Origin of the sequence: Lentilactobacillus diolivorans DSM 14421, assembly GCF_001434255.1 — a bacterium.
GTDB classification, from domain to species: domain Bacteria; phylum Bacillota; class Bacilli; order Lactobacillales; family Lactobacillaceae; genus Lentilactobacillus; species Lentilactobacillus diolivorans.
This window is the reverse complement of record NZ_AZEY01000090.1, coordinates 269,845-287,794: the sequence shown is the minus strand read 5'-3', so window position 1 is coordinate 287,794 and position 17,950 is coordinate 269,845. Positions and strand designations below refer to the sequence as shown.

General features: G+C 37.8%; 17 protein-coding genes and 1 tRNA gene. 2 read left to right on the top strand and 16 right to left on the bottom strand.

Annotated elements, in window-relative coordinates:
- Positions 1–50: 50 nt before the first annotated feature.
- From FC85_RS10960 to FC85_RS10920, 9 genes are all read right to left on the bottom strand, one after another.
- Positions 51–124 (bottom strand) — tRNA-Arg (locus FC85_RS10960).
- Between the two features lie 566 nt (positions 125–690).
- The gene (locus tag FC85_RS10955; protein ID WP_057865574.1) at positions 691–1,230 is read right to left on the bottom strand and encodes a dUTPase; all 540 of its coding nucleotides are present in this window, start codon (positions 1,228–1,230) and stop codon (positions 691–693) included.
- 9 nt (positions 1,231–1,239) lie between these two features.
- Positions 1,240–2,175, bottom strand: a complete 936-nt coding sequence (locus FC85_RS10950; RefSeq protein WP_057865573.1) for a hypothetical protein — start codon at positions 2,173–2,175, stop codon at positions 1,240–1,242.
- Positions 2,165–3,046 (bottom strand): hypothetical protein, encoded by an 882-nt coding sequence (locus tag FC85_RS10945; RefSeq protein ID WP_057865572.1) that lies wholly within the window; start codon positions 3,044–3,046, stop codon positions 2,165–2,167. Before FC85_RS10945 ends, FC85_RS10950 begins: the two co-directional genes overlap by 11 nt.
- Positions 3,047–3,347: 301 nt before the next feature.
- Positions 3,348–4,982, bottom strand: a complete 1,635-nt coding sequence (locus FC85_RS10940) for a peptide ABC transporter substrate-binding protein (RefSeq protein WP_057865571.1) — start codon at positions 4,980–4,982, stop codon at positions 3,348–3,350.
- A gap of 402 nt (positions 4,983–5,384) precedes the next feature.
- Positions 5,385–6,728: a type I glutamate--ammonia ligase gene (gene glnA / locus FC85_RS10935; RefSeq protein WP_057865570.1), complete on the bottom strand. Its 1,344-nt coding sequence runs from the start codon at positions 6,726–6,728 to the stop codon at positions 5,385–5,387.
- A 14-nt stretch (positions 6,729–6,742) separates the two neighbouring features.
- Entirely contained in the window at positions 6,743–7,144 is a 402-nt protein-coding gene (locus FC85_RS10930; RefSeq protein ID WP_057865569.1) for a MerR family transcriptional regulator, read from the bottom strand.
- Between the two features lie 85 nt (positions 7,145–7,229).
- The gene (gene miaA, locus FC85_RS10925) at positions 7,230–8,156 is read right to left on the bottom strand and encodes a tRNA (adenosine(37)-N6)-dimethylallyltransferase MiaA (RefSeq protein WP_057865568.1); all 927 of its coding nucleotides are present in this window, start codon (positions 8,154–8,156) and stop codon (positions 7,230–7,232) included.
- A 2-nt stretch (positions 8,157–8,158) separates the two neighbouring features.
- On the bottom strand, positions 8,159–8,899 hold the full coding sequence (locus FC85_RS10920; RefSeq protein ID WP_057865567.1) for a glycerophosphodiester phosphodiesterase family protein: 741 nt from the start codon (positions 8,897–8,899) through the stop codon (positions 8,159–8,161).
- Between the two features lie 102 nt (positions 8,900–9,001).
- Here FC85_RS10920 and FC85_RS15555 point away from each other — a divergent pair, with 102 nt between their 5' ends.
- Positions 9,002–9,178: a DUF3042 family protein gene (locus tag FC85_RS15555; protein WP_083485116.1), complete on the top strand. Its 177-nt coding sequence runs from the start codon at positions 9,002–9,004 to the stop codon at positions 9,176–9,178.
- 414 nt (positions 9,179–9,592) lie between these two features.
- Here the strand turns inward: FC85_RS15555 and FC85_RS10915 are convergent, their stop codons facing one another.
- The 7 genes from FC85_RS10915 to FC85_RS10890 all read right to left on the bottom strand — a co-directional run bounded on the left by FC85_RS10915 (position 9,593) and on the right by FC85_RS10890 (position 15,089).
- Positions 9,593–9,994 carry a rhodanese-like domain-containing protein gene (locus FC85_RS10915; protein ID WP_057865566.1) on the bottom strand — a complete coding sequence of 134 codons (402 nt, stop codon included), beginning with the start codon at positions 9,992–9,994 and terminating at the stop codon, positions 9,593–9,595.
- 17 nt (positions 9,995–10,011) lie between these two features.
- Complete coding sequence (locus FC85_RS10910; RefSeq protein WP_057865565.1) at positions 10,012–11,025, bottom strand: ROK family glucokinase; 1,014 nt, start codon at positions 11,023–11,025, stop codon at positions 10,012–10,014.
- A complete protein-coding gene (locus tag FC85_RS10905; protein ID WP_057865564.1) occupies positions 10,973–11,218 on the bottom strand; it encodes a YqgQ family protein in 246 nt (81 codons plus the stop codon). Before FC85_RS10905 ends, FC85_RS10910 begins: the two co-directional genes overlap by 53 nt.
- 44 nt (positions 11,219–11,262) lie before the next feature.
- On the bottom strand, positions 11,263–11,925 hold the full coding sequence (locus FC85_RS10900) for a rhomboid family intramembrane serine protease (RefSeq protein WP_057865563.1): 663 nt from the start codon (positions 11,923–11,925) through the stop codon (positions 11,263–11,265).
- A 21-nt stretch (positions 11,926–11,946) separates the two neighbouring features.
- Entirely contained in the window at positions 11,947–12,492 is a 546-nt protein-coding gene (locus FC85_RS10895; RefSeq protein ID WP_225427541.1) for a 5-formyltetrahydrofolate cyclo-ligase, read from the bottom strand.
- 267 nt (positions 12,493–12,759) lie between these two features.
- Positions 12,760–12,909, bottom strand: coding sequence for a 50S ribosomal protein L33 (gene rpmG, locus FC85_RS15550; RefSeq protein WP_083485100.1), 150 nt, complete (start codon positions 12,907–12,909; stop codon positions 12,760–12,762).
- Between the two features lie 122 nt (positions 12,910–13,031).
- Positions 13,032–15,089: a peptidoglycan D,D-transpeptidase FtsI family protein gene (locus FC85_RS10890; RefSeq protein ID WP_057865562.1), complete on the bottom strand. Its 2,058-nt coding sequence runs from the start codon at positions 15,087–15,089 to the stop codon at positions 13,032–13,034.
- A gap of 133 nt (positions 15,090–15,222) precedes the next feature.
- On the opposite strand from FC85_RS10890, the gene FC85_RS10885 reads away from it, so the two are divergent.
- Entirely contained in the window at positions 15,223–17,859 is a 2,637-nt protein-coding gene (locus FC85_RS10885) for a YfhO family protein (protein WP_057865561.1), read from the top strand.
- The last annotated feature ends 91 nt before the right edge of the window (positions 17,860–17,950 follow it).

Genomic DNA, 17,950 nt, shown 5'->3' with positions numbered 1-17,950 from the left:
AAGGCATAATTGCCTTAGCCGTTTACTCTATATCAACAAAACTAGTGTTATGTCGCAAGAGAGATTCGAACTCTCGACCTACGGTTTAGAAGACCGTTGCTCTATCCAGCTGAGCTATTGCGACAAATCAACAAGGACAATTATATGAAATATTAACAAGCTAGTCAATGTTAATTCGATAAAACCCGGAATGGCTTTATTATGATTTCCTTAAGAAAATTTATTTTTTATTAAATTAGAGACGCTCTCATGCGAAATATTTGAATCACAAGTATTAAGAAAAGATAATCAAGGTAGGCGGTTTTTCTGCCGCTATATTTTAGGAGGTGGAAGTTGTGGGATTCGTTCTATTTATTGTCTTCATATTTATAGTTTGTGGATTGATTCAGTATTTTGTCGGTTCTCCAACATCCATGAAAGAGAACGGCAAGCATTTAGCTCAACGAAAATAAAAAATCAACCGTGGAAAAGTGTCTGTGCAATTATCCATCAAAGTTTCAGCTGTGAGAACGGCTGATTTTTTATTTTCAAAAAATGATTGCCGTCTGTAAAGTTTGATCAGCCTTTATCATGTCACTTAAAAATCCAGTTTAACTCGCTTGAACTTACCAATTTTAATTAGATTGAAATTGGTCTATAAAAAAAGAGTCCAGGTAAAATTGTTTTTTGCCTGGACTCCCACGATGCTAATTAATAATTGTCTTTTTGTCGTTCCTGATTAATCTGATTCTTATCATTAAACGCTGTTTCGATTTCCTGTTCGGTAAACCCGAAATCAACTAAACCAAATTTCAAAAACAACCGCCATGAATGATTAAAGCTATCACCACTGTGGTTAAAATAGGCATCAAATAGCATTCGCTTCATCGCTAAATATTGCTTATCCAAATTATCTTCCTTTTTTAACTGCTTAATTTTTGAAAGATCATCTTGAGAATTCAAAACAAAATGATTCCAATTCTTCAAATTTGAGATGAGCAAATAGAAATCAAGGGCATCAACGTATTCATACAGCAGTGTTTCCTTTGGAGTCTTATTTGGTTCACTCTTGCCGCGATGAATTTTCCAAACTTTGAACCATTCTGACGTATTCGCCATTTCTGACAATTCAACATCCAACGAAACAAATGCGTTCTTAATTCGAGCTTCATTTGACCAATGTAATTGTTTTTTCTCTTCAATTTGCCGGTTTAAAAAAACTGATGATGTCATTAAGCTTTGTAAATCCATGAAAATCTCCTATCCAAAAATAAATTGATTAGAGAGAATTTCCAGCTGTTTTTGGTTTCTTAAATACCATTCTTTAATAAATGGATAATCCAACAAAAGACACAGCCAGCTCTCTTTTTGATCCTGATCATGAATCGTAGCACCCCATTTTGGTCGAGATGCATCCCCAGCATCATAAACGGTCACTTCTGTTTTATCGTCCAATGTTAACGATGCACCACCATTTTGGGCAGACATCAGGATAAAGTGATTTTCAGCCGATTTTACGAATAATTCATCCATAATTGAATCTGGTAAGTCACCGGAGGCAAACGCATAAAATTCACCATTAACACTGTCGAGGACATTAAAGTCAATTTTAAAACCAAAACTTTCTTTCAAAATTTGAGCCGCCTTTACCATAACTTGCAAAGCACTCTTAATTTCGTCAGTTTTAATCCCTTCAAGGTCAACCACAAAGTATTCAATTAGTGACGACCCATGAAACATTAATTCTTTGGCCTTGAGGTTAACATAAAAAAGCGGTCGATTCATCATTGTTGGTCCGAAGAAAAAGCCATCTGGATTTTTACTTGATCGTGAAAAAGTAAAGGTTTTATCACCCAACTCACTAAATTTACATAGCAATTTTTGAACATGCTCCGGGTTACTAATGACAAGTTCATTTTCAATACCAGAAAGCGTTAACAAACGTTCCAAAAAGACAAGCTGAATATCTTCATCAGAGAATTTATGAGGGAACGTCACAAAATCAGTGTCCAATTGAAAACTTGTGAGTTTTACAGCGGCAGATAATAATTCCTGAGTATCTTGGGTTTCATTTAAAACATTAAACGACTTGATATACGCTGTCCCGTTATCCAATCCGCTTTGAATGGCATGACTATAATTAGCTAAAAGTTCATTAGTTGTTATTTTCCGGTCTTCATTTTCATTACTCACCATCACTCACCTGCGATTCTTTATCTAAACTCTGCAGATACTTTGTGTAGAGGTGATTATTATTATCGATAAAGGCTTCAAAGCTCCCAAAAGTTGCTCTAATATTCTGTTTTTCAAGACTCAAAATCGTTTCTTCCTTAGATAAAACAAGAATCTCATTCTCGTTTTGTTTAATGGTTGACCGACCGTTGGTTGCCTGCTCATCAGTTTTTGTGAGCTCAAGCATCTCATCGTTCAATCGTTGACGCTCTTCCTTTACTTTGCCAGCCTCCCAGGGCATCGGTGACTTTTCCTCATTTTCCTTAAGTTGTTGACGAATGGCTTCTTTACGCTGATCGCGTTTATCTTGGTCTTGAATCAGTTTGGTAAGGTACTCGTTTTTCTCTGCTAATTGACGCATTTCATCATCATTAACGCGTTTATTGTCAGTCTCTAGACTAAATGATTGTGATAATTTATTGTATTCGTCTTCGGCAAAATCAAACCGCACATTAATCGGATCAAGTTGACCGAATAACCGATGATCCCACCAATTTCCAAAATACACATTGAATTTGCCCAGTTCGTATTCGTGATAATAAAAGAAAGGATATGTCGCCCCCAAATAATCAATTAACTTATCACTTAAATGATGACTAAGCTGCGCGTTCAAATCTGATGCTAATCCAAAAAAACTAGCTTTTGGCTGATCAGAATCTTCGCCTTTTAACTCAGTCGCAAAACGATTGGGATCCATTAACTCGTAGATCTTTAAATCGTCACCATTTTTAACGGAATCATTCAGATCATTAAGATATGTTATCTTCTGATTAAGCGCGGAAGATAATTGATCATCATTCTGACTGAACTGATCCGTTTCAGTTTGTCTGTCCATAGTATTGCCTCATTCCCCGTTATTTATACATTTAATGGTATCGGAAAAGTCATGATAAATAAAGCCCTAATCTAATAATTTCATAATGTTTTATCTTTTAAAAACAATAACGGCCATTTGAACATTCAACAAGGAAAAAAGACATTAAATTCATCAATTAAAAGAAGATGATGAATTCACATTAATGTCATCAACTTTCCAACCTTTTTAAATTACCTCCATCACAATGACCAACAAAAGAGCTGAGCAAAATAGCATCTGCTCAGCTTCTCTACTAGACTTTGAAAATTAATCAAAGAGATTATTTACTAATATAAACACCTTTATAATTATTCGAACCAGCGGGGCTATAAACTAAGCCTTTAACCTTACTACTCAACAAACTCATGCTGCCCTGTTGATAAAGTGGTGTAATTCCTTGCTGTTCAAGTAACACATTCTGAGCCTTCACTAAATCATTAAATCGCTTTTTAGCATTTCCAGCATCCGTTGAAGCAGATTTCTTAATTAGGCGATCGTATGTCTTGTTAGACCATTGAGAAACGTTGCTAGGATTACCAGTAGTTAAAATATTTAAATAGGTAATTGGATCAGCAAAGTCTGCATACCAATCTCCAACAGTTACTTGGAAGCTGTGCGTTTTTTGGCGGGAAAGCAAAGTCTGAAATGGCACATTTCTTAATTGAACAGTCAAGCCTGGTAAATACTTTTCAAGTTCTGCCTGTAAATATTCACTAACTTGTTTTGAAGAGTATTCATCAGAGTTCAAGATTGTAAATTTCATTTTTTTAATTCCAAGTTCCTTGAGTCCCTCCTTAAATAATTTTGCGGCTTGATCCTTATTAAATGTCATTGACTGTGGTTTATTTGTCGACTTGGTAAAGTCCTTTCCGGTGTTGGGATCAATCGATAAACCACTTGCAACAAAACTTTGTGAATTAAAAGAACCATCTCCAAGAATTTTATTCGTCAATTGATCACGATCAATTGCCATAGAAATTGCTTTTCTGATCTTCAAGTTCTTAAATATCCGCTTCTTTTGATTTAACGCTAAATAATAGGAACCAGATGATTTTCGCGAAACTAAATCTTTATTATTTTTCAAGTTTTTCGCTAAAATTCCAGTCAAGCCGACATACTGGAGCTTTCCCATCTTAAATTGGTTGTAACCAGTCGATGGATTCTTCGTTACTTGGTAATTAAGCTTATCAAGTTTGACATGTTTTTCATCCCAATATGTTTTATTTTTGGCCAGAGTCCAAGTCATTCCAGTTCCATTCCAATTTGTTAACCGATATGGTCCGTTATATACCATCCGGTTACCCTTAGTTCCATAATTAGTTCCATACTTTTCAACCACTTTCTGATTTTGTGGGAAGAACACGGGAAAGCCCATCAAAACTTTAAAGTACGGAATTGGTTTTTCGAGATTTACAACTAACTTATATTTACCAACTGCCCTGATTCCAAGGCTTCGATACGATTTCTTATGATCCTGAATGGCGTCGGCATTTTTAATCCCTGAAAATAAATAGCCATATTGTGAGGCAGTCTTAGGATTAACCGTTCGTTGCCACGAATAGACAAAATCCTTAGCTGTTACTAAATCACCATTACTCCATTTGGTTCCCTTACGAAGATTGAACGTATATTGTAATCCGTGTTTTGAAACAACCGTTTTTGTAGCTAATGCATTATCTGCGTGACTATTTTTTCCTAATCGATAAAGTCCCTCGTCAACATTGGTCAAAATTTCAAAGGTTTGCAGAGATGTTGTTTTTGAAAGATCAACAGTTGACAATTCAGAATCAGTTGCTGTGGTAAATTCCTGTTTATCTGCTAATTTTCCAGACCCACTTTGCTGTGACGAACAGCCTGCCAAGATTAATCCGAGAGAAGCTACCCACATTAGCTTACGTAAATGCTTTTTTTCCATATTTTAACTCACTCCTAATATTCCTAACCCAGCAACCAAAATTTATACCCGATGCCTGTTTCTGAACTTTGATTAATACGGATTTTCACTTAAAACTAATCAAATTCAAGTTAAAATATCATTTAATTAAATTTGAATTAGATACTTTTTTGATACAAAAAGCCCGCACAAGTACACTAACCAATTTGGTAAGTGTACTTGTGCGGGCTCATTACAGTTATAACATGTAACACAAATTGCTATAACGTATATAGTTGCTGTTATGAACGGTAGTTAACCGCCAAAACATCATTTGTAAAGAATGATTTTTATTAATTCTAATATTTGCGATTTCTCACTCATTACTAAATCAACCATTCTTTAGCAAAGCCAGTACCTGATTACCTAATAACAAATTAAATATTAGTATTTTTCGAGGTATTGATCACGTTCCCAGCCAGAAACTTGAGTTCGATATGAATCATATTCAAGGTTCTTAGCCTCAATGAAACTGTTAAACAAATGCTCGCCGAGGGCATTTCTCATTACATCATCTGCTTCCAAATCTTTCAAAGCATTATGAAGGGTATCTGGGAGATTTTGAATATGACTCTTTGCTAATTCCTCTTCGTTCATTCGATAAATATTTCGGTCAACACTGTGTTCAGGTTGAATCTTATTCTTCAAACCATCAAGGCCGGCCTCCAAAACAGCAGCAATTGCCAAATATGGATTGGCAGTGGGATCAACACTTCGAAGTTCCAATCGAGTTGAATTACCACGGGCACTTGGAATTCGAATTAATGGTGACCGGTTTGACCCTGACCAAGCAACATAAACAGGAGCTTCGTAGCCAGGTACTAAGCGTTTATACGAGTTAACGATTGGATTACATACGGCTGTGAACGAACGGGCATGTTTCAATAATCCGCCTAAGAAGTAATAAGCTTCTTGGGAAATTTCAAGTTCACCATTCTTATCATAAAATGTATTACCAGCATCAGTAAATAGTGACATATTAATGTGCATTCCTGACCCGTTAATACCACTCAATGGCTTTGGCATAAAGGTAGCGTAAAGACCATATTTACGAGCAACAGTTTTAACAACTAACTTGAAAGTCTGGATATTATCAGCAGCAGCTAGTGCATCTGCATATTTGAAATCAATTTCGTGTTGACCAGGGGCAACCTCATGATGAGCTGCTTCGACATCAAATCCCATTTCTTCAAGTGTTAGGACGATTTCACGACGACAATTTTCGCCAAGATCCATTGGTGCCATGTCGAAGTAACTCCCCTTATCATTTAAGTGCAAAGTTGGTTCGCCGTTTTCACCCATCTTAAACAAGAAAAATTCTGGTTCAGGACCGATATTAAAAGCAGTAAAACCAGCTTTACGCATATCACCAAGTACTCGGATAAGGTTATTTCGAGGATCTGCAGCATAAGGCTCACCACTTGGGGTGTAAACTTCACAAATAACCCGGGCAATCTTGCCACGATCAGTACTCCAAGGGAAAATCATCCAAGTTGACAAATCTGGGTGTAAGTACATATCACTTTCTTCAATTCGGACAAATCCTTCAATTGAAGAACCATCAAACATCAATTTATTATCAAGTAATTTGTCTAATTGACCAATTGGAACTTCAACGTTCTTAATTGTCCCAAATAAATCAGTGAACATCAGACGTAAAAATTTTACGTCCTCGTCCTTTACCATGCTGCGAATATCGTCTTTTGTATAATCATGCTTTGTCGCCATTTATAACGCTCCTATCAGTGATTAAATTTATTGAAATTATTCGGATTATCAAACGTCGAAGAAGGTGGCTTCAGCCCACCGATATTAAGGAATTCATCCTGAAGAATTCTTCTGACATCACTATCAGTCAGACCCTTTTTAAGATTCTTCTTTCGCTCGTCTTCCAACTGAGATTGCTTTTTATAGACCTCTTTGATCCCTGAAATATTGAGGCCGTCATCCAAGTAGTCTTTAATTTCCAGAAGCCGATCGATATCATTTAATGAATACATTCTTCGATTTCCTTCATTACGAACGGGTTTGATTAAATCCTGCTGCTCATAATATCTGATTTGCCGTGCAGTTAAGTCAGTCAGCTTCATTACGGTTCCAATCGGCAGAACTGACATTGAACGCCGTAGTTCCTTCTCTCGCATTGTTCACCTCCTAAATCTTGTAACTATAATACCATTACCAAGGGCAATGTCAATAGCTAATGTTATATTTTATGACATTGATTTTCTAAACACCTTCAGAAAGCCATTTGGAGACGTCACTTATTAAGCGGGTAACATCGGCATGGTGTTCAATAATGTTATACCAATTAGGATGCGTTTTATTACGGAACCAAGTCAACTGCCGTTTGGCGTAATGCCTTGAATCCTGTTTAACTAATGCCACCGCTTCGTCTAAAGAAATCCATCCGTTAAAATAATCATAGAATTCATGATAACCAATGCCCTTTCCCGCTTGAAGCCCGGTGGCACCATGATCATACAGATATCGTGCTTCATCTAGGATACCTGCCTTTACCATCAGATCGACTCGTTGATTAATTCGATCATATAATTTTTGGCGATCAGTTGTTAACCCTACGATGAATGAATCAAAATCTGGTTGGGAATGATTAGTCTGGTCGGAAAATTTACGGCCGGTCTTTATGTAAACTTCTAATGCCCGGATGACTCGCCGAACATTATTGGCGGGAATTGCGGCCGCAGAAACCGGATCAACGGCTGCAAGTTGGCGATGCAATTCATTATTTCCTTGGTCTGCCGCCCGCTTAAATAGTTCCTTCCTGATGTGATCATCAGTGTAATGATCCCCGCCAAGTTCCAAACCATCCAAAAGTGCCTGAAGATAAAACCCAGTCCCACCGACAATAATCGGTAAACGACCAGCTTTGGAAATTTGATTAATTAGCTCAGTCGCATCGGACACAAAGTCAGCTACCGAATAACGCTCATCAATATTGCGAATATCAATCAAATGGTGCACAACTCCCTGCTTTTCTGATTCGGTTATTTTGGCCGTTCCAATATCAAGTTTTCGATACACCTGCATTGAATCTCCAGAAATAACTTCGCCGTTAAATTGCTTTGCCAGTTTAATTGACATGTCGGTTTTGCCGACCGCAGTTGGTCCAACGATCGCTAATACTTTCTTCAAATTTATTCACCTCGCATCTCTGCTCTTAATTGAACCGCTCTACCGGGATAGTCCGTAATAATTCCGGCCATGTTTTTTTCAAAACAGTACTGCATATCCTCAGTTGCATTAACTAACCATGGCCTCAAGTGGCGAGCCGGGGCAAAAAAAGGATGTCGTTTTAGCCACTTAATATCTGGATGAAAGTCCTCAATCACTTTGCTGCGTTTGAGGGTTTTGGCTTGTTTTGCAGCTGTTGTAAAAATTCGGGCCTCAACAGCTTTAGGATCAATATGATTTAAAATCTCCAGCGATTTACCATTAAAACTGGAATAAATGAGTTGGAATGAATAATGAATTGATGAAAAATATTCATAAATCGCCCTTTCAATTCCTGGATAATGAATTTTATTTGTTTTCAATTCAAGATTAAAAATTCCTGTAAAATTATTTTTTAGCAATAGCGCAACTACTTCTTGCAAAGTTGGGACTCTTGTTCCTTTGAATTCTTCACTAAATCGATAGCCGGCATCTAGTTGTTTGATTTCAGCCAGCGTTTTATCTTTTACCAAGCCAGTACCATTGGTCGTCCGATCAACAGTCTCGTCGTGCATAATGATGAATTGTTGATCTTTTGAAAAATGAACATCTGTTTCAATCCCTTCGCAACCGTCATCGATGGCTGCCTGAAATGAAACAAGTGTATTTTCCGGGCGTGTCCCCCGACTACCCCGGTGGGCAATAATTTTTGTATCAATTTCCATTTTGTTCTCCTCATAATTGTGAAATTTTAATCAATAAACTAGATATCTTCGCGTAAATAACGCATAATGAAAGTATAAAAGTTGCATTGGAGGTATTTAATTATGAAACATTTTACCAGTGGTTTAGTTGTCGGCGTTTTAGGAACAGTTGCCGCAGGGCTTGGCGCATTATTTACTTTTAAGAAGTCCGTTGTTGATCCAATTGAGGATCAAGAACAGAAATTTGAAGATAACCGTAAACGGGCACTGCGAAAAAGCCGAGCCGCTCACAACGGTTAATGAATTAACACAAGTAACCTAAGGACAGTTGGGACTAGTCAACGAACCTAGACCGGTATCCAATTGGACTAAGTACAAGAGTCGACTAATTGACTAAGCGGTAGGGGCTGAGACAAAAGTAATTTTGTTCAGCCTCGTTTTGTGTCATCACAATTATTACCGAGTGAAGACGTGCGCCAAAGGCAACTTTCTGCCGTGCAACCGAATCATCCCACTATTTTACCCGGAGCATATTTGAATAATCTAATTGCACTCTGAAAGTTAACCGACTTTTGTCTCATTCTGTTTTTATTCTAATAATTAGCAAACTTCAATTAATTGTCAAAAAAGCGACAACTTATCAATAATGACAATTTTTATTAAAAAATAGGACCGGCCGCAAAATCAGATCCCTTTGCGGTCAGCCCTATTTTATCAATTATGACTCTTTTTTTCTTTACCATTCCAATTTTGATAACCAGTTTTTAAGATATACAGCTCATGATAACCTTTTTTGCTTAGATAAAGGGCTGCTCTTTTACTAATCGTTTTGCCTTGGTCATATAAATACACTGGCAAATCAGGACGAATTTGATGATAAAAGTTTCTAATTGTTGAATATGGCAAATTGCGAGCACCAAGAATATGGCCGTCTTTAAAAGACTTTTGTTCTCGCAAATCAATTACTTGGGCTTTTCTCATACCACTCTGAAATTTATCGTTCGTCAAATATGTAGCGACCTTTTTTACGCGCATATTCTGGACAACCGTGTAACCTACCCAAGCAAGGATCATAATGATTAAAATAATTGTCATCCAAGTATTGGCATTATTCATTAATTAATATCCCTCTTTTATTTTACATTCAATGGCTGATTATTTCGAAACTGAAGGGCTAATGAAGCGGCACCAATTACACCTGCATCATTTCCTAACTGTGCTAATTTCAATCTGGTTGAATCTCGAACTGACGGAAAGGCATTCTCTTGGAAATAACGAGTAGTTGGTTGGAGCAACGTATTCCCGGCATTGGAAACACCGCCACCAATAATAATGTTTTCCGGATTTAAAGTATTACCAACATGCGATAACGCTAGACCTAAATATGAGCAGACCCGATCAACAATTTGATTAGCTAGAATATCACCGTTATCTGCCAAGAAGAACACCATCTTTGAGGTTAACTCCTCATCCCCGGCAATTAATTCTTTGATTCGTGACTTACCAGTAAATTTCTTAGCAATTTCTTTGGCAACTTTCACAACACCGGTTGCTGATGCGTATTGCTCTAAGCATCCCCGTTTACCACAGGTACATAAAAATCCGTTGCGGTGGACAGTAATATGGCCAATCTCACCGGCACCACCATTAATTCCGTGGACTAGGTGGCCGTTTGTCACAACACCGCCACCAACGCCGGTACCTAAAGTAACGAAGACAACATCGTCGGCTTTGTCACCAGCACCCTTCCAATATTCACCCATTGCTGCACAGTTCGCATCATTATCAATCATCGTAGGCAAATTAAGGTTTTCAGATAATGTTGCGCCAACTGGTTGAAGTGTGTCCCAGCCAAGATTGAAGGCGCCAATAACCGTTCCTTTGTCACGATCAACAGCTCCAGGAGTTCCCATGCCAATTCCATAGAAGTCTTGTGAATTGTAGTCCTCTTTTCGCATTTGATCTGAAATTGACTTAATCATATTTGGCACAATATGACTACCATGATCACTAATATCAGTTTTAATATGCCATTTGGTTAAAATATTACCATCTTTGTCAATGAAGGCAAATTTAGTTGTTGTGCCACCAAGATCAATTCCGATTAGTCGTTTCTGCTTTACCACGATAATTCCCCCTGCTTTCATGTTTTTCTTCAATTCGATGTTCATGGGTCAAAATTAGCTTTGCATGAATAAACTGGTCATTTGTGATCAATTTAGCTTTATGCAGATGATCCAATTCTAACGCCATGACCTCAATGTCCCAAAGTCGCTTGCCAACGTAGACATAAATATCGAACTGTTTTAATAACTGTTGCACATCATACAGCGTTTTCATTATCTCACATCCTCAGTTAAATTTCTTAGGACTTTGAAAAATATTTAAAAATTACCTTGCATTCCCAACGAAAAGAGAACGACGGCGATAACCACCAGCATAATTGTAGCAATAACTCGCTTAACCGGACTCACCTTTGCAAAAGAAACACCAACGAGATAGGCAATTAAAAAGCCACCAACTAGACCACCAATATGACCGGCAATATCAATACCTTGAACGAAAATATCCGTTCCAATATTTAACACAATGAATAGTAAGAATGTTTTGGCCATTGAGACAATCGCTGGATTATTCGAAAAGCTCTCTCCCAGCATCATGAAAGCACCAAACAATCCAAAAATTGCCGTACTTGCGCCCGCTGATAAATTCGAACTAAACGCAAAACTTGCGAGGTTTCCCATAACACCGGAAACCAGGAAAATAATGAGGTACCGAACATGACCAAAAATCTGCTCAACGTACTGACCAATAAAATACAATGTGATCCCATTCATCAAAATGTGAGTGAACCCAATGTGGATGAATACCGGTGTAATCAGCCGCCAATAATCACCAGCACGAATTGCGGGATTATATTTTGCACCAAAGTTGAACAAAGTGACGCCGTTTTCAGTACCGCCCATCAAAGACATTATGATGAAAACGATCACCATTATTGCCAACAAGCCATACGTGATATATGGTTTGCCTCTTAATCTGCTCATAGTTTCCTCCAAACAAATCTACTAATAAATAATTTTATCAATTAACACGTCGAAGTCTTCAGGCGTCCAAGATGGCGCTTCAAAAAGCTGTGGCGGCATTGCAACTGCGATACTTGTCCCATTAAATCCCTTCAAGAACCGGTCATAAAATCCACCACCATAACCAACACGATAATGATTTTTTGAAAATGCCAATCCCGGAACAATTAAAACATCAATCTCATTTTTTGAAACTACTTGACCACCGACTGGTTCGGTTGTCCCAAATTTCGTGGTTTCAAGCTTTGAATGGCCATTGTATAAAACAAATTCCATTTGCCGTTTTGGCAACGTTCTTGGGATAACAACTTGTTTTTCACTTTGAAGTGCCCGGTTAATAATCGGTTGAGTATCGAGCTCATCAGCCATGCTTAACGTAATCCCGATCATTTGACTATTCAAAAAGTCTGGATCGACAAATAACCGCTGGTAAAGGCTTTCAAGTAATTGATCGGCATCATCACGCCGTAAAAAATGATGAATTCTTTTCAGTTGTGCAGTTCGAAGTTGTTTTTTTGTTTCCAACACTATCACCACCAGCTAGCTAATTAGTTATTTATCCATCGGCTGGAAGCCAGACCATTCGTTTTAAACGCCGTTGAAAAGCGTGTCCTAACGATCTATCCAACCAAGGATAATTCAGTTTACCTCAATTTAAATGACGAAACTTATAAGCCCGTGAAAAGGCCATTTGTGCCATATGACGTTACAGAAAAACTCAGAGACTGTCGCCATGATGGTCAAAGAGACGGCTTCATGATAAATAAAAAAGGTTTGGGTTAAATTCCCCAAGCCTTATTTGGTTTCACGATGTAATGTCACTTTACGTTGACGTGGGCAATACTTGTTAAGCTCCAAACGGTCGGGATTGTTACGACGGTTTTTGCTAGATAAGTAAGTACGTTCGTGGCATTCAGTACATTCCATTGTAATGTGTACTCGCATGGAATACTACCTCCAAACTTTCTTTAATTAAAAATGTAGCTATCTTAATAGCCTCAACTTAAAGTATTTTATCATCAATTACGCAAAATTACTAGGCGTAATTCAATAAATGTTAAGTATTTTTACTTAACAGTTGACGTTGACTGAACATATTTCCAATAAGCAGCATAAATTTGCTTTGCAAGCGCCATGTTATTGCTCTCGGCATTAACGCCCAAATTAGGCATTGCCAAAGCAACGACAACTTGTGGATGAGTTGATGGTGCGTATGAGGCTAAACTTAACGTAACCGTTTCATTTCCCTTATAAAAGGTTTGGGCAGTACCGGTTTTAGCGGAAATCTCTGGTTTGATACTGTCCAACATCCCACCAGTCTTATATGTGTTAGTCCCGTGAACCACATCATACAGCCCACGTTTAACCACCGCTTTTTGAGACGAAGTCATATTAATTTGATTTAGAACATGTGGCATGACCGTTGCTTTAATTTTGCCGAGTTCACCATCTTTGCTTGTACCACGGATTGCTTGAACGACGTGTGGTTGAATTCGATAACCGCCGTTAGCAATGGTTGACATATACTGAGCAACCTGCATTGTCGTATAAGCATCATAGTTACCAAATGCTAAATCCAAAGCACTTCCAATATGAGAGGATCCACTAGCCCCCTTCAACCCGGTTGATTCACCAGGAATATCAATTCCTGTATCAACACCCAGTCCAAACTGGTTAAAGTAGCCCCGCATTGTGTTAAAGACCGTCGGTTTCATGGTCAAGGCACCACCCTCAACGTAGTGAAAGTGTCCTTCCTTCATAGCTAATTGCATCATGTACGAGTTGGATGAAACCTCTAAAGCCGTACTTGCGTCGACAGCAATATTGGCACTTCCACCGTGGTTGAACCACGATGACTTTTTAACCCCACCGGTGGTAATCGGTTGATCAGTCAATGTGCTGTTAGTCGGTGTAATCACACCATCCATCAAAGCACCGGATACCATCGCTCCTTTAACAACAGACCCCATAACAATCGAACTATTGATTGTCCCTAAAATGTTATCGGTAATCTTGGAAGTTGATGGGTTTCGGTTAACTCCGGCCATTCCAATGATTGCACCGTTGTCTGGGTCCATCACAACCGCATAGGTTCCCGTCGAATTGCCGCCGGCACCTTGTTCCGCAGAATGAACCAATGATTGAAGCTTCTTTTGAAAACGACCGTTAATGGTTAGCTGCAGGTTATCTCCCTTTTGCCCACCGTATTTTTTAATTTCTTTCTTAATTTCATTATCACTATTTAGTACGACTTGAGTTTGTGATTTAGTACCACGTAAAACCGGCTCGTATTGTCGCTCTAAATAACTTTGACCAACACTATCGTTTCGTGAATAACCCTGTGCCAGCAACTCATTAACCCGATCACTTGGTAATCCGGTTTTTTCGTTGGATACGGTACCGGTAATTCCCTGAATGGCTGTTCCACTAGGATAGTTACGGCTCCAACTTGTACCAACATTAACGCCAGACATTTCTGAAAGATGCTCACCAACCTCGGCAACTTCTCTTTGAGAAACGTGATCATCTTTAATGTTAACCGTTGATAATTGATAAGCACCACTCATCTTGGCAAAAATTGTTGCGGCATTTTTCATTGATTTGCTAAACGTAACTGATGGCATCTTTTCAACGTATGCCAATGCTTTGTTGTACTTTGCATCAGCACTATAGCCACTCAAACCAGAAAGTTTGCCCTCAATATTTGTTAGTCGGTCTGGCTCTGATAGGTAATAATCCGCTAGTTGGCGTTTGGTTAAACTGCTGGTTGGAACTTTAACATACTGAGCAAGTTTAGTTGCTGTCTTGTAAATATCAGTTGTTAACTCGTTAACACCCTTTGTATACACAATTGCTTGGTGTGCAGAATTACCAACCAATACCTTTCCTTCAGAATCATAAATCATGCCACGCTGAACATTGCCGCTTACGACCGACGTATCTGAACGATTAACCTCGGCTTTAAATTTGGATCCATACATAACTTGTAGATATGCCAATTGTGTCAGTAATGCAATAAATAAAATACCAACCACAATAAAAATAATGTTGATTCTAAAAGGTAATGAAGCTGCTTTGCTCTTCTTTACCTTTTTATTTCGATTTCGTTTCTTAAAAATTTTCAAAGTAATTACTCCTTGCCATGGATTTAATTCTATCAAATTTTTCGAGCAAAAACTAGAACCGTTGGTCAATCTTTAACTTATTATGATATTCTAGATGTTGACATTTATTTTTGATGAAAAGGACGATTAAAATATGAAATCAAGACGAACAACATTAATCATGTGCTTTTTAGTCCCAATCATAATTAGTGCCAGTTATTTTATTTTTAGGCACTTTGCTCCTTTTGGATCCTCTTCAGTTTTAACTGTCGATATGGGTCAACAATACGTAGACTTTTTCGCTCATTATCACGATACGCTGCTCCATGATCCAAGTGGCATCCTTTACTCGTTTGCAAAGGGACTGGGTGGTGATATGTTTGGGACCTGGAGCTATTACCTTATGAGTCCACTAAACCTAATCATACTGTTGTTCCCTGTCGAAAAACTTCCCAGTGTCATTGCTATTATCACAATTCTTAAATATGGCTTGTCAGGATTGAGCTTCGGCTATTTTATCATTAAAGAAAAAGCAATGACAAACTGGCCGGTTATTGGATTTGCCACTACATATGCTTTAATGGGCTGGATGGTCGCCAATCAACTCAATACACTTTGGATTGATGCAGCCATTCTGCTGCCAATTATTTTCTTAGGACTCCTGCGCATCTTAAAGGGTGGTTCGATTAAGCTATACATAATCAGCTTAACAGCCATGTTAATTATTAATTACTACATGGGCTGGATGATCGCTATTTTTCTAACAGCATACATGTTAATCTTTGGGTTCGCTAAAGCATTCCCAAAAAGTAATCAAACCTCTCGCCGCCGAATTCTTCAATGGCTGAAGGGTTCGATCATTAGTGGCGGGTTATCAGCCTGGATATTAATTCCAACATTCATTTCGTTGTTAAGCAGTAAAACACAGTATTCTAAAAATGAATTTCGTATCAGGTTTGAATACAATCCTTTACAAATTTTAGGAAAATTTGTAAACGGGGCATTTGATTTTAAACAGCTGCCAAATGGAACTGCCAATGTATTCGTTGCCAGCTTAGTTGTTATTCTGTTTTGTTATTACTTCTTTGGCTCACAAGCTAAGCGAAATTTTAAAATTGCAAACCTTGCACTAACAACCTTTTTTATCCTCTCGATGTGTTTTCAACCTCTCGATTTGTTTTGGCATGGCATGCAACTACCAGTATGGTACCCATATCGCTTCTCGTTTATCTTTTCGTTTTGGATGATTTACACTGCTTTTAATGCTTTGATGGATATCATAAAAAACGGCATCCACTGGAAAGGTTATGCTGTCAGTATGGTTGTAGTTATGTTGGCAATGACATACCTCGGCGTATTTATGAAGCAATTTGAATACTTGAATCAGTCAAATTATCTTTGGGGATGGGTTTACTTAATTTTAAGTGCCGGCATAATTACATTCTTAGGATTGTATCACGAGAACCTCATTCTGGCACTCGCTATCTTCTTTCTAATGACGGGCGAAATGAGTCTTAACTTTATCAACTCGTTTAACAATATTTCCTACCTCAATAATTCGGATTACACAAACTTTGCCAGTATCGTTAGAAAAACTGTTGGCAATATCAAGGAAACAGATAGAAGTTTCTATCGAATGGGAACGACTTTTTCTCGAACTAAAAATGATGCATTAACCGGTAACTTTAACGGCGGTTCCATTTTTTCTTCAACGCTTGAATCCGATACCTCAAATTTTATGGGTGATATTGGCCAACCTAATGGCGATGCCTACGTTTTCTATTCTAACGGCACTCTGTTTACCGACTCACTATTGTCGATGAAGTATTTTCTTAATCAGCGACCAATTCAAACAACCAACCCTGGGAAAGTAAAATTAACACAATTTTTGAACGCTCTAACAACTAAACCGGATTTAGGAAATTATCAGTTAACCTCACAAAATAAATTGATTTCAACATATAAAAATCCTTATGCATTGCCAATCGGCTTTGTAACGCCTAGTAAAGGACTAAAGAATAGTCGCGTTCCTAATAATCCTATTGCTTACCAAAATAAGTTGGCTCGTCAATTATCTCCAAATATTGGCAATCTGTTTCAAATTGCTAATTATAGTGATATTAAATATCATAACGTTTACCCCATCATGAAGCTAAATAACTCTGTCATTCGGAAAAAGAAAATGATGGCGCAATCATATTTCACAATTAAAGTTCCAATAAAAAAACATACATCATACTACATGACACTTGGTCCTGATATTTCTGATAAACAACTTACTATTTTGGTTGATGGTCAAAATCTGGTTCAGTTCCGGCCGTCAAAGAAAATGGTTGTTGCAAATATTGCTAACGCGACAGATCATGATCGAACCGTCAACGTTGAATTTATGACTACTGCAGATAATGTTTGGTTGCAAGATGTTAACATTTATCAGTTCAACCAAGCAAAATTCAGTAAAATGACTCATTCACTTAAGAAACAACCTTTTTCAATTAAAAAATGGAATAACCACACATTAAATGGCACGATTAATGTCAAAGCAAATAATCAGTCGCTTACAACGACCATCCCATATTCAAAAGGGTGGCACGTAACAGTTGATAATCATACTGTAACACCTAGACAATGGGCCAAAATGTTCCTATATATTCCAATCAGCAAGGGACACCATCAAGTTAAATTCACCTATTGGCCAGTTGGGTTATTTCCTGGTATCTTAATTACTGGAATGACTTGCATCTGGATCGGGACGGATTATTACTTAAAAAAGCGCAAAAAGTACGACTAAATTTTTAAATGCTACTTGCAGATAAAAAGAGGATTCTTCGACCAAAATTAAAAGTGGTCTGAATCCTCTTTTTGCTTACTGATATTAACGT